General features: G+C 59.4%; 10 protein-coding genes and 2 pseudogenes. 8 read left to right on the forward strand and 4 right to left on the reverse strand.

The features are described 5' to 3' along the window. Positions 1 to 324 precede the first annotated feature (324 nt). Both ACOEQ1_RS16480 and ACOEQ1_RS16485 read left to right on the forward strand, forming a co-directional pair. The gene (locus ACOEQ1_RS16480; RefSeq protein WP_419760312.1) at positions 325 to 552 is read left to right on the forward strand and encodes a hypothetical protein; all 228 of its coding nucleotides are present in this window, start codon (positions 325 to 327) and stop codon (positions 550 to 552) included. Between the two features lie 330 nt (positions 553 to 882). Further along, positions 883 to 2,088, forward strand: a complete 1,206-nt coding sequence (locus ACOEQ1_RS16485) for a cytochrome P450 (RefSeq protein ID WP_419760313.1) — start codon at positions 883 to 885, stop codon at positions 2,086 to 2,088. Between the two features lie 875 nt (positions 2,089 to 2,963). On the opposite strand, the pseudogene ACOEQ1_RS16490 reads toward ACOEQ1_RS16485, so the two are convergent. The 4 genes and pseudogenes from ACOEQ1_RS16490 to ACOEQ1_RS16505 all read right to left on the reverse strand — a co-directional run. After that, positions 2,964 to 3,101 (reverse strand): annotated as a pseudogene (locus ACOEQ1_RS16490) (IS21 family transposase); the annotation flags it as partial. A 348-nt stretch (positions 3,102 to 3,449) separates the two neighbouring features. Beyond that, on the reverse strand, positions 3,450 to 4,838 hold the full coding sequence (locus ACOEQ1_RS16495; RefSeq protein WP_419760314.1) for a glycosyltransferase: 1,389 nt from the start codon (positions 4,836 to 4,838) through the stop codon (positions 3,450 to 3,452). A gap of 22 nt (positions 4,839 to 4,860) precedes the next feature. Then, positions 4,861 to 5,139, reverse strand: a pseudogene (locus ACOEQ1_RS16500) (SDR family oxidoreductase); the annotation flags it as partial. A 107-nt stretch (positions 5,140 to 5,246) separates the two neighbouring features. Then, positions 5,247 to 5,573, reverse strand: a complete 327-nt coding sequence (locus ACOEQ1_RS16505) for an SDR family NAD(P)-dependent oxidoreductase (RefSeq protein WP_419760315.1) — start codon at positions 5,571 to 5,573, stop codon at positions 5,247 to 5,249. 273 nt (positions 5,574 to 5,846) lie between these two features. Between ACOEQ1_RS16505 and ACOEQ1_RS16510 the strand changes: the two genes are divergently transcribed. The 6 genes from ACOEQ1_RS16510 (at position 5,847) to ACOEQ1_RS16535 (ending at position 12,567) form a co-directional block, all read left to right on the forward strand. Beyond that, on the forward strand, positions 5,847 to 6,140 hold the full coding sequence (locus ACOEQ1_RS16510) for a hypothetical protein (protein ID WP_419760316.1): 294 nt from the start codon (positions 5,847 to 5,849) through the stop codon (positions 6,138 to 6,140). A 379-nt stretch (positions 6,141 to 6,519) separates the two neighbouring features. After that, positions 6,520 to 7,494 (forward strand): aldehyde dehydrogenase family protein, encoded by a 975-nt coding sequence (locus tag ACOEQ1_RS16515; protein ID WP_419760317.1) that lies wholly within the window; start codon positions 6,520 to 6,522, stop codon positions 7,492 to 7,494. Then, the gene (locus ACOEQ1_RS16520) at positions 7,406 to 7,768 is read left to right on the forward strand and encodes an aldehyde dehydrogenase family protein (RefSeq protein ID WP_419760318.1); all 363 of its coding nucleotides are present in this window, start codon (positions 7,406 to 7,408) and stop codon (positions 7,766 to 7,768) included. Before ACOEQ1_RS16515 ends, ACOEQ1_RS16520 begins: the two co-directional genes overlap by 89 nt. A gap of 657 nt (positions 7,769 to 8,425) precedes the next feature. Then, on the forward strand, positions 8,426 to 9,163 hold the full coding sequence (locus ACOEQ1_RS16525; protein WP_419760319.1) for a response regulator: 738 nt from the start codon (positions 8,426 to 8,428) through the stop codon (positions 9,161 to 9,163). Positions 9,164 to 9,361: 198 nt separating this feature from the next. Then, positions 9,362 to 10,150: a cytochrome-c peroxidase gene (locus ACOEQ1_RS16530; RefSeq protein WP_419760320.1), complete on the forward strand. Its 789-nt coding sequence runs from the start codon at positions 9,362 to 9,364 to the stop codon at positions 10,148 to 10,150. After that, positions 10,147 to 12,567: a two-component system VirA-like sensor kinase gene (locus tag ACOEQ1_RS16535; protein ID WP_419760321.1), complete on the forward strand. Its 2,421-nt coding sequence runs from the start codon at positions 10,147 to 10,149 to the stop codon at positions 12,565 to 12,567. Before ACOEQ1_RS16530 ends, ACOEQ1_RS16535 begins: the two co-directional genes overlap by 4 nt. The last annotated feature ends 101 nt before the right edge of the window (positions 12,568 to 12,668 follow it).

The following is a 12,668-nucleotide window of genomic DNA, read 5'->3' on the forward strand; positions in this document are numbered from 1 at the left end:
ATAATCCTTGAAAGTGCACGACATGCACTACGAGCGGGTTTCCGAGCGCTTGATTCGAGTTGCGGCTGTAACAGCGGGTGAACAAGAAGTCTGAATGGCTCAATATAACCTTCTGCGCCGTTATTCGGCACGCCACATAATTATCAAACTACAGGTCTCTGCTAAGCGCTGTTCAAGGCAGCAGAGGTTGCGGCGCTGCCCAGGGCCACCAAAGGAGACTGCCTGAGGGTCAGGCTACGAATGTAACCAGGAAGTATTCGGCTGTCATCTGGTCGTATCCCCATCCCACCACCTTTATTTGCTTGGAGCAATTAAGGGACCCTGATGGACAGCGCTTTTGGCGACTACAATTCTCATGAAGCATTTTACATAGATTATCCGGCGCTCTCCGCGCTGAAGGATCCTCATGAAGAGTATCCACAGTATGGCAGCGCTTGCCTGCTAGTGGAAATTTTCTCGCTCTTGGCTTGCTTGACTTTAGGAAAGCAGAAAGCTCGGCGTAGAGATCGTTGGCTCGATCGACCCGTTCGTAAAGAACGTCCGGGTGTATGAGATCGTGCACCTTGGCCGAGGCCGATCTCCTGCTGAGGTACCACAGCCGAAGGGTTCTCGTTCTGGTTCCATCTATTTGCACCCTATGGTGTTGTTGATGGTCGTCGCAGTTCTGCTGTTGCCGTGCTACGGCCGCATCGGCCCGATGCTCTGGGGCCGCCCCTTCTTCTATGCCTATCACCGGATCCTCTACTACGCGACAAACGCCGCCACAAACGTTGTTGTAAGTTCGATGACTTCGCCACTGTCTAGCTTAAAGCCTCTTCCGTAAGGCTGATGCGGAGCCGCGTGTTGCAGGTCCGGCGCAATTGTTTGATAGGAATTACCAATATGCCTGATGCCATCATCTCCGGATTTCCGGTTTTGACTGTAGCGGAACTTGAAGCGGATCCGCACGGCGTATTTCGCCGCTACCGCCCCCTAACACCCTTAATCGAACGTGAGAACCTGGGCGTCATCGTGCTTCGGGCAAGTCACATTGAGGCGCTGACCCGGGACGACCGAATTCGCCAGAACGAACTGGAGCTGTTGGAGCAGAGGGGCGTAACGGACGGCGCGCTATTCGATCTGTTCCAGTTCAGCATGGTGACGTCGAACGGTTCGGCACATCGCAGGCGTCGCTCACCATTTACCCGGACGTTCGCCGCCGCCGTAATTGCGGCCATCCGGCCATCGATCCGGCAGGGAGCAAACGCCTTGATCGATGAGTGGGAAGGGGAGGCCGGAGTGGACTTGGTCACCCAGTATGCGTCTCTTATTCCGGCGCGGGTCATCAGCGCCATTCTCGGCCTCCCTTCAGAGGATATTCCGTATTTTACCAGCTTGGTTTACAGCGTGTCGCGGTTCCTGAGCTTCACCTTCAGTCCCGAAGACCTGGCCACGATCCAGAACGACGCGAACGAGTTGTCGGACTATGTCGTGCGGTTGTTGGCGCATCGGCGGGCAACTCCCGAGAGCGACTTCCTTTCCGCATTCCTAGCCGAGGCTGAGGCCCGCGGTGAGTTGTCTGCAGCTGAGGTTATCGTCCAGGTTGTGAGCCTAATCATCGGCGGCACCGACACGACACGCGTTGCCATGGCCTCGCAGATCTCGTTGTTGCTCGAGCACCGCGATCAATGGGAGGCCGTATGCGCGGACCCGCGCTTGGCAGCCGGTGCGGTCAGGGAGGCGCTGCGGTTCGAGCCGAGCGTCGCTTCACTCGGCCGCGTCGCCGAAAAGCCGATCGCGCTCGATGGCGCGACCGTCCCCGCGGGATGTCTTCTGACCTTGTCGACGATGTCCGCCATGCGCGACGAGGCCGCGTATGACAAGCCAGACGTGTTCGACATTCGTCGCCTGGACGTGCGCCGACTTCATCCGGTGTTCGGCGCGGGGGCGCATCGCTGCATCGGCGAGGCTCTGGCCTACACGGAATTGGAGGAAGGCTTATGTGCGTTGACAGCACGTCTCCCAGGACTGGTATCTGCTGGCCCCCCAGCGCGACCGCTGGGGCACATGGGCGTCCGTCGTATCGGAGCCATGCCAGTCACCTGGTAAAACTCCCAGGTCTCGGGACGGTTGCTGCCGCCAGGAGCCTGGCCCCGGTCCTGCACACGCGCTCGGCAGAGGCCGGGATGGCTTGCCGCCTGCCGTCGGCGATGGAACGTGATCTACGGCGCTAGCGGCTATCGAAAGTCCTGTTCCCGCGCGTGCATGGCGGCGGCCAGGCACGTTCCGTAATTTCATCGATGTCGCCCTGGAGCTGGACGCGAGGCTGGCTCAACCTCCTGACTTGCGCTTCTCCCCGAGTGACCACTTCATCGCTTCAGGCAAGATCGTGCCGCGTCAACACCCGACAGACGGCTGACGGTATCACGATCAAAGAGGGTTCTGGAGCTTCCATAGCGTTGCTCGGCCTAGCCCGGGTAGCGCTCGAGCTGTTTATGTGGTAAGAGGATGCGGGCGATCCCCAGGATTATCTCCGCCAGGACAAGGCAACCGTCACGCACCTGCCGCCAGGAGCCTCGCCCCGGTCCTGCACGACGCGCTGTCGGCAGAGGCCGGGATGGCTTGCCGCCTGCCGTCGGCTATGGAACGTGATCTACGGCTTTGGGAGGTCTTCCGCTCGACGAGGGGTGCGACCGGTATTGCGTTTGGCTTCGGGCGCAGGGCTTATCCAAAGTCCTGTTCCCGCGCGTGCATGGCGGCGGCCAGGCACGTTCCGTAATTTCATCGATGTCGCCCTGGAGCTGGACGCGAGGCTGGCTCAACCTCCTGACTTGCGTTTCTCCCCGAGTGACCACTCATCGCTTCAGGCAAGATCGTGCCGCGCTCCGTCAACACGCGACAGACGGCTGACGGTATCACGATCAAAGAGGGTTCTGGAGCTTCCATAGCGTTGCTCGGCCTAGCCCGGGTTAGCGCTCGAGCTGTTAGAACGCCAGGGGTCGGAGTGCGACAACGTCACCGGATCGGCCGGGTGGCGGACCGTTGCGAGGTGTCTGGCTGTTGGGCGGAGGTGGCGCGCTCCGGTGCCCGGCGATGATGCGGCGCTGGCCGCGGCCCTCCATGTGGAGGGTAAGAGGATGCGGGCGATCCCACATGGATTATCTCCGCCAGGACAAGGCAACCGTCACGCACCTCCAAGTAGCCGAAGCGGAGGCCGGTACAGAGGCCGCCGCGCTTCAGCTCCGGAGTGCCGAGCGAACTCAACGAGGGTGCGGTTGTAGAACAACGAACGGGCGCTGTGGCTGCAGACCGCCGGCTGCAGCTCGTCGAGAGCACCCGGAGCTTGAGCGAGACTCCGTTGCCGGACCGCTCAGCGAGGGTCCTTATTGTGGCCCGCATGGTGACAGATCTCGTTGACAGCCATCTTTGGCCATGACGGATCTTGCTTTCAACCCACCTCGGTCCGTCCGCTATCGACTCGCATGGCGATCTGCCATGACTGCTTCGACCTCATGGACAAAACGGTGCTTGATGATGTCTGCTCTGATCGCTCGTCCAAGTCGACGCGCAGAGAATTTGTAGCGAGGTTCGGAGATCAACTCGTTGATGGCGGCGGCAACCTCAACTGGCGAGGCGGTGGAAGGCAACACAAGACCAGCGCCTTTCGCTTTCACTCGAGCGGCGTTGCCGACTTGGTCTCGACCGCACGGCAGGATGAGCAGCGGCAGGTCGTTGACAAGCGCACGACAGACCGTGCCGTGACCCCCCTGCGTTATCACGACGGAGACTTCTCTCATGACTGCGTCGTGTGGGGCACTCTGGACCAAGAGTACATTCTTCGGCGTTCGTAAATCGGTGATGCGCAGACTGGGGCCGGCAGTTGCCAAAGCCTCTATATCGACCATGTCGACGCCATCGAAAATGCGCTGCATTAGGTCCTTCTGACCCTGCGCGCCAGTACTGCAGGCAATCAACGCGCGAGGGCGATCCTGCCGTTCGGGCCAGGGCGCGTGCCAGGGCCCTGACCATGCCGGAATGTCAAGCAGAGGCCCAACGTAACGGAAATTTGGTGGCAAAGCATCCGCTTCGAAATCGAATGATTCGCTTATGGCAAGCAGAACCCGATCTGCCCGATCGAACTGATCGTATATATGCCGAAGAGAGGGCAGCCCCAGAACCATCCGAAGCTTGTTGAAGTCGGGGAGAAACTCGTTAAAGCGCTTTGCCTGAGAGATGAGTAGCGCCTCAACTTCCGCCCGCTGATCTTCAGTCTCAGGCTTCGGCAACCCGCTTATAGCGGGCGGCAGGCCTGGAAGCGGTCGAATGCTTATGTGAGGTGAGAGCAAGAACAAAGGAAGTCCCGCCGCCTCAACCGCAACAGCTACTCCAAACAGCAAATCTAGACAGACGACTGCATCAGTTGGCCGACGCTCAATTTCTTCGCGAACATCAGCGGCATAGGCCGCAGCAGGCCTGAAGATCGCCTGTCTGAGCCACTCTTGTCTATCGGAAGCGTCTGTCGGGTCAGCGTCAGACCCGGTCGGAGCGCGTTGCCATGTCACAAAATCGAACTCACCTCCGATTTCGCTCTGCATCGCCGGGTCGGCCATCACTCGAACCCGGTGGCCATTGCAGCGAAGCTGACGTCCAGCAGTCAGCAATGGCGTCATGTTCCCTGAAATACCCCAAGACACAAACAAGAAGCTGTGCGGCATCACAATTCCAAACCTTTGATCTGACAAGACAAGCCGCAACTGGGCTCCCGAACGCTTTTTCGCCCGGAGGAAAGCGCGATGCGGTTCCACTTCGCCACGGCCAAAGACGCCCGCCCCGATCGAGCGGAGCACGCGGCTCGTCAAGCCGAGGCTCCCCGTCGACCTTTAAGCTGCTGCCCGTTATAAAGGCAGCTCCGGGACCCATTAGATAGGAGACAAGCCCAGCAACTTCTTCACATTCACCGAACCTGCCCACGGCAACCGATGCTCTCGCTTGATCCGCCATTGGCCCGAGCACGGCTCTGAGCAGTGCGGTATCGACACGTCCCGGCTGAACATTGTTGATTGTCATGCCGTAAGAGCCGAGGTCGCAAGCTAACCCGCGCGTTAGGGTGGCGACCGCTCCTTTCGTCATCGCGTATACCGCGTGACCGGGAACGGGCATTCACTGCTTATACTTACTGTGTTGACAACACGACTGCCTGCTCTCATTGTCGGACGGCCTCTTGAGTCGCAACGAAAAGGCCGCGGACCTTGACAGCAGGGGTTCGATCAAAGTCGCTCAAGCGAATACTCAAAGATCGTGCCGGAGCAATCGACATCTGCATTGTTGACAAGGATGTCGATGCCTCCGTAGGCCTCAACGGTGAAACGCACTGCGTTCCTCACTTGGCCTATGTCGGCGCTGTCAGCCTCAGTTGCCATAGCCTTCTTACCCCGCACCTCAATCTCGTCGACCATTCTCTCGGCAGAACCGCTTGAGGCCATGTAGGTGAATGCCACGGCCGCGCCGTCAGCGCTCAGCCGCCTGACGATTGATGCTCCGATGCCGCGGGATCCCCCGGTTACTAGAGCAACCTTGTCGTGCAGCAAAACCATGATCTCCTTCGGTATCCCTGCACCTAGTCGGGTCCTCATTACCGGAGAGTGTCTACCGGATCTGGATCCGGTTTCCCTTGTAATGGCCAGCGCGGCACTCGCGGATCGCTTACAATTTAGTCTCGCGACATGGGAAGAGAACGGGTTCCGACTCTTGGCTGCAGTAGAGGCTACAGGGCCGCGCAACCATCGGTTTCACCTGCAACCGCTTCTTCAACTGACGACATAATCCCGAAACCGTCGCGACTGATTAATCCACCAGTCAAACCATGGGTGAAGATCGTGCCGTTCGATTCAACTGACTTTCCGAAAGAGTCCGGCTTTGCGATACTGGCGAAGCGCGCAGGCACCTGTTTAGGGATCGCTGGAAATGGATTGATCGTGCTGGACCGGATCGCGGTGGGCGTCCTGGGATGGCTTGCAGCGGCCTTCATCGAAGGCATGGCGGCCCACTGCGCCGCGAACCACGGGCATCCGTTGCAGTTTGACAGGGCCGAAGCCGATGCCGCCGTAGGTGCCGTCCCCTTAACACATGAGCAACACACTGACGAAGCGGAGATCGGTTAGAATTCGCACCCGCCTATGCGATTCCAATTGGCTATCGGCTTTCGAAGCAGTCGTTACAACCGGGTGGTCAAAATTCGGGCTTCGCCCGATTAGCTGACCTGGACGCAGAACGCATAATATTGTGGAGGACCGAGACATCCGTCGATCTATCCGAGACTGGATGGCGTTGTTTCTGCTAAACCCTGGCCATCGCCAACAGCTACGGTTGTAGCGCAGCAACCGAGTGGTGGAATATTACAGTAGCTGAGCTCCTGTACCTCATTACCGTTAGAACATGGTGTTATCCAATGGGTGCGATGATGAGGCAGATAGTGCAGGTTGAGGACAAGAACTTCTCTCCGGAGACCGCCGGGAGTCGCGCGGCAGTTCGGCAGAGGTCATGGCGCGAGCAGCGCACTGTTTGGCTGCCTGGCAAAACTACAGTTACTTTGACCGCGCCCAAGTTGTCAGAGCAGTCGCGGCAAGAATGCGCGGAATACGTGACCAACTTGCAAACAACCGAACGCACGATATTGGCGCGCTCCGGGCAGAGGCGCAAGCCGATGTCGATCTAGCAGCAGACAGCCTTGAACAGTGCGCTATGCTCGCGATCCATGAGCTGAAGCCAAAGGCGATCCAGCACGCTCCGTACCATGTTCTTAAGCCAATCCCCCTCGGCGTTATCCTTCGCATTGACCGGGATCCGATGTCCTACACAGATCTGGCCCGCTTCGTGGGGCCAAATCTGATGGCGGGCAATGCTGTGTTGGTCATGAGCGGCCTACGCATGCTCCATGCGCCGCGGGCGTTTAGCGCGCTCTTCGATCAACTAGGCGGATCCAAAGGTCTCTGCAGCGCTATGAGCTATGATTTAGATCTGGCTCTGCATCTAATGGATGACGCACGACTGCGCGGTATAGAGGTTATGCGGCGGACCGGCCAAGTGAGTGCCGTTGTGGAACATGCAAGGCGGCTCCACAAGCACGTCGTTCAGGACGTTTCGGGCAACCACGTGGTCCTTGTGCTTGACGACATGCCCCTGGCCGACGTGCTTGATAATGTCCTACTACGTGGCCCGCGCACCTCGCGGCTCACCTCAGTCTCCGCAAGGCGTGTCATCGTCGTCGGCCATGAGCGCGCGCGTGAGCTCACGGAGCGTCTCCGTGCGCGTTTGGCGCCGCTCGCAGCCGGTGATCCCAGTGACCCTTCAACCTCACTCGGTCCGATGCCCTCGCAACGCGCGATCGACATCTTTCTTCATCAGATGCAGCTTTCACGAATTGGGGGTGCCCGCTTGGCGCTCGGCGGGGCGCAAATGCTCTCCGCCGGAACTCTTCGTCCAACCGACAATCCTGACCGACCTGACGATCAGTAATCCCGTTTCTTCGCAAAGCATTCATGGCCCTGTCGTCACTGTGCATGCAACATCCACAAAGCGAGATGCAATAGAAGCAGCGCTGCAGTTGCCTGCGGCCGCAGGTAGCCTCGTTCTGGCGGGTGATCCCGCCGACGCTGCGGCGGTGGCGCACCGGTTGTCGGTGCACTTCACCACGCCAAGTCAGGCAGCCTACAGTAGCCACCTTGCGGAGGTCAGTCCGTTTATTATCTGGAACCCCACTCGACTGATACCGGCAAAAGAACCGTCTTAAGCTGTCGTAGCGGATCCAGCGGTCGACGCCGCCGCACCGCTCGGCTGGCGGAACATATAGAGCCCGGGAGTCGGCGCGAGAGGCTGGCTGAGCCACGACATCTCGACGCCGTCGGACAGAACCCTTCGCTATCGAACGCGGTCGGACGACTAGCGGTCGTCAAAAGGCTGTCAGCTTTCCCGGGTGACGGCTCCTGATTCTGATCGATCAACGACTGTAGCAACAGCATTGTCGGCCGAGCATGTTCAGCGCAAATAACCGCTTGACCCAGGGCTAGTTCAGCTCGGCCGAAGAGTGCTTGGTTGACATCAATTTCGTCATAAACTAAGCGACGGCTCGTTGATCACTTGTCGTGTGACATTCTAACCGTGGCCTGCAGATTAGACCACTGCCTACTGGCCGCTTCACCTATTTTGCTGCGTTACATGGCAGTTGTCCCCGCCGTGAGACAGCTGCGATAGACACCTGACGGAAGATCAACCTGGCATTAGCGCCATGCAGCATGAGAGGTTGTCAAGGTAGGGTTTTTCCCAGCGTATGGTGGCGATGAGTGTCGCGATGCGCGACGTAGCGGCTGTGCAGACCATCGGGTCGGGAAGCCGGTGGCAACATTAGCTTCGAATCCTCCTGCAATATGCGAGAACGGAGAACCGGATTTTGAGTGGCGGTGACACAGAACAAGCCCGGGTTCTCATTGTCGATGATGACGCTGCGTTCCGTGGAATGCTGGCGAGTTATCTGGAAGGGCAGAACATGCAGGTGAGCACGTCGAGCAGCGGTGAGGAGATGTCGCGGCACATGGTCGCGCGCGAGCCAGACCTCGTTCTCCTCGACCTCCGGCTTGATAAGGAGGATGGTCTCGATCTGTTGCGCGAACTTCGTTCGCGGTCGAACGTGCCGGTCATCATCATGACTGGACATCGGCGCGACGAGATTGACCGGGTGGTTGGTCTTGAACTGGGTGCGGATGACTATCTCTCGAAGCCGTTTGGCTTGCGGGAACTTCTGGCGAGGATCCGGGCCGTCCTGAGACGGCACGAGTTCGGCCGTAACGACATCGACGATCAGACATCGGGCGGCTACCGTTTCGAGGGCTGGGAGCTTGACCTGAAGGCACACCGGCTCGTCGGCAAGGCTGGCGATCCCGTTCAGCTGACAAAAGGCGAGTACGCCCTGCTCGTCGCTTTCCTGGCGGCTCCAAATCGGCCGCTTACGCGGGAACATTTATTGCAGGCAACGCGTGTTCATGAGGACGTGTTCGACCGGAGCATCGACGTGCAGGTGCTGCGGCTTCGGCGTAAACTGGAATTGGACCCAACGGCGCCCCGCATCATCCAGACGGAACGTGGGATAGGCTACCGGTTCACGTTGCCGGTCGTGCATTTCAACGGCTGAGGAGGAGCAATGATGTTCCACATAGCGCCGGTCAGAAGCTCTCTAAGGCCCCGATGGCGCTACGTGCTGGTTCTGGCGCTCCTGGTGGCGAGCCCTGTCCAAGCTCAGTTGCCGACAGTCTCAGCTGGGAGCGCTAAAGTTGCGGAACAGGAACCGATAACGCCGGTGCCCCCACCTCCACCGAGCGATCCTCGCATTGTGGCGCTCGGTGAGCATCTTTTCGATGATCCACATCTGTCTCGCGACGGGACGCGTGCCTGTTCATCCTGCCACGACGTCCGAACCAACGGCTCCGACGGGAGGCGGTTCGATCTGACCCCCAACGGAGGGCTTGCCACGTTCCGGACCCTAACGGTTTTCAACGCGGCCTTGAGTTTTCGCTTGAACTGGGAGGGTAATGCAGAGTCGCTGGAAGACGCCGCGGCGCTGTCGCTCGCGGATCCGCAGCTGATGGCATCAAGCGTTGCCGCAGCGGTGATTGCAGTTGACGCTGACAAGGTTTTGAGTCGGCAATTCAAGAAGGTCTATGGTCATGGCCCCGATGGCCGCGACCTCCTGAACGCTATTGCTATGTACGAACGTTCTTTAGTGACACCCGGGAGCCGGTTCGACCTTTGGTTGGGCGGCGACAAAGCGGCGCTGTCGCCCGAAGAGATCACCGGTTATCAGCTGTTCAAATCGTTCGGCTGCGTCTCCTGTCATCAAGGCGTGGACCTGGGTGGCAACCTGTTCGAGCGCAGCGGGATTTTTCATCCTATTGGAGGAGCACAAGAGCAGTTCCTGCTCGTGCCCAGTCTAAGGAACATCGCCGTCATGGCACCTTATTTCCACAACGGGAGTGGAGGGACCTTGGACAAGGCCGTGGCCGAGATGGGGTATGCCCAGCTCGATCGTCATCTTTCGGATGATCAGGTCAAGGCTATATGTGCCTTTCTCACGACGTTGACGGGACGCTTCAATGGCAGACAACTGACCCAAGCGCGATGAGGACAATCGGCGGTCTGGCCGTTCTGGCGGTGCTGCTCGTCTCCTGGCTGTGTTTCATCGGCACCAACGCGAATACTCCGCGTGATGATCATGCAATGGCGACGTTGAACCAGTTCATCGCGACGGGCAGCGGCCTTCGCGAAAACATCCTCAATGCGCGCCTTGGACTGCTAAGAGATTATGATCCGGTCGACCAGGAGATGACTCAGCTCCACCAAGCTCTCCAAGGCCTGAGCGACGACGGCGTTTCTAAAGCCGTCACCGCTCCCTTGGAGGACCTGATCGATCGGCAGGACGAACTGACGGAACGCTTCAAAAGCGATAACGCTCTCCTCCAGAATGCGCTGGCTTACTTTGGCCTGATGAGTGGACAGGCGGGTTTCGCGGCGCACGGGGCAGCTACAAATGCCGCCATTGCGGCGCTGTCGACTTCCGTCCTGCATCTCATGCTTGATCCGTCGCCTGCATCTGCAGAGCAGGTCCAGACAGACTTGGATCGTCTCGCGGCCCAGTCGGGACCGAAAGATGCGGATGTCAGAAACGGCTTGCTTGCGCATGGCCGGTCTCTGCGCGATCTGCTTCCGGCCACGGATAAGGTGCTGCAGGCACTTTATGATCTTCCCATATCAGCGGCGGAGAATACCGCCCGTAAGGCGATCCTTGCGCAGCAGAAGGATATCATGGTCCGAGCCGGACGGTATCGCCTCGCACTCTACACGGTTTCCCTCGTGCTGCTCCTGCTGCTGACACTGCTTGGGCTACAACTAAGACGCATCATGGAGACGTTAAGGCGGCGCGCGGCGTTTGAACATGCGATGGCAGGCATTTCGATGACCTTCGTCAATGCAAGAGCGACTGACCTTCAAGATGTCGTCGAGAAGGCCCTGGCCGAGCTTGCCTGGTGGATCGGCGCGGAGAGCGCCTGTTTTGCCAGTTTTGCGCCGCCGCAGCTCTTCACCTGGAGCCGGGACGGCAGAGGCTGGACGGCTGTCCAACCTCCCAGCCTTCCGGACAAGGCGCTGCCATCGCCGGAGATCCACTACTACCCCGTGGTCAAGCGCATGACCGCTGGGTCGGAGAAAGACGCGCTCATGGCAGCAGGCTTGTCGGGATACTTGGTCATACCAGCTCCCGGCTCGGATGCTCTTGGTTATACGCTCGGATTTGCAGCGCTCACCAAGCCGATGACCTGGCCTCCGAGTGATCTTGCACCGCTCCGTATGGCTGCGGACAACATCGCGAACGCCGTTAGTCGGGTGCAGTTGGAACTGGAGCATGGAAGGCTTGAGGCCAGCCTGCAGCAGGCGCGCCGGATGGAGACGGTCGGAGCCCTCACGAGCGGCGTTGCTCACAATTTCAACAACGTGATCGCGGCGATCCTTGGCCACACCGAGATGCAGGAGGCCGAGGTTCAAGCGGAGACGAGGCTGGGGCGGCATGTTCAAGGCGTTCGTCAGGCGGCAGAACGTGCGCGGGACCTCGTTGAGCAGATTCTTCATTTTGGGAGGCGGAAAGAGCCCTCCGAGCGGCGCATCTCCTTGAGCCTTTTGCTCGCCGAAACTGAAATGCAGCTTAAAGCCGCGCTCCCGCAGAGCATTCAATTGGTTTTGGACAGCGTGCCGGACCACGCGGTCGTTCGCGGCGACCCTGCTCAACTCCAGCAGATCATCATGAACCTCTGCAACAACGCGTCCCAAGCCATGGGAGGAGCGGGCGTCATCCGGTTGCACGTGGCCATAAGGCAGATGGCGAAGCTTTTCCATCTCAGTCACGCCGAGCTCGCCGCCGGTGCATACGTCTCCATAGCCGTGGCCGATACAGGATGCGGCATGGAAGCCGGAACACTCGAGCATCTGTTCGAACCCTTCTTTACGACACGCGCGGAAGGGCACGGACTAGGATTGGCGACGGCGCATGAGATTGTCACCAGTTATGCAGGTGGGATGAACGTGCTGAGTCATCCGGGCCAAGGCAGCACATTCGAAGTCTGGCTTCCTCTGGTCGTGACAGGCGACGCTGACTCGGTCGCACCAAGGCTGTCCCGCATTAGCGGCAAGGGTGAGACTGCCATGATCGTGAACGAGGATGGGAGCCGCTTGCTGCACGACGAGGAGGTCGTGGCAGCCCTCGGATACGAGCCGATCGGCTATCTCGACCCGCATGAGGCCATTAATGCGTGCCGCACGACGCCCGGGCGGTTCGACGTGATCCTGGTCACCAACGTCCAGTCCTGCATGCCTGCGCTTGCGCTAGCAACCAGTTTGCACGCGATCGCTCCTAACCTGCCGATTATCTTGGCAACTGCGAGCGACGGGCTCAGCGTCGATGCGCTTGCCGCGGCTGGTGTCTCCGAGGTCATCAAGGCACCTCTGACTTCCGCCGAGCTTGCGTCGACGTTGCCTCGCTGGGTTCAATGACCAACGAGCAGCATGATGAATGTCGTTGCCGGGGCGGTTAGAAATCCTTAGCGGTAGTTGAGCGGGGTGAGGCCAGCCAACGCTGACCGCGCGGATCATGC

This window comes from Acidisoma sp., assembly GCF_965199065.1.
Classification (GTDB): Bacteria; Pseudomonadota; Alphaproteobacteria; order Acetobacterales; family Acetobacteraceae; genus Acidisoma.

Excerpts from the sequence above, each read along its gene's own strand:
- ACOEQ1_RS16480 (WP_419760312.1), top strand. The coding sequence starts at position 325 with ATGGACAGCGCTTTTGGCGACTACAATTCTCATGAAGCATTTTACATA.
- ACOEQ1_RS16485 (WP_419760313.1), top strand. The coding sequence starts at position 883 with ATGCCTGATGCCATCATCTCCGGATTTCCGGTTTTGACTGTAGCGGAA.
- ACOEQ1_RS16505 (WP_419760315.1), bottom strand. The coding sequence starts at position 5,573 with ATGGTTTTGCTGCACGACAAGGTTGCTCTAGTAACCGGGGGATCCCGC.
- ACOEQ1_RS16515 (WP_419760317.1), top strand. The coding sequence starts at position 6,520 with ATGGCGCGAGCAGCGCACTGTTTGGCTGCCTGGCAAAACTACAGTTAC.
- ACOEQ1_RS16535 (WP_419760321.1), top strand. The coding sequence starts at position 10,147 with ATGAGGACAATCGGCGGTCTGGCCGTTCTGGCGGTGCTGCTCGTCTCC.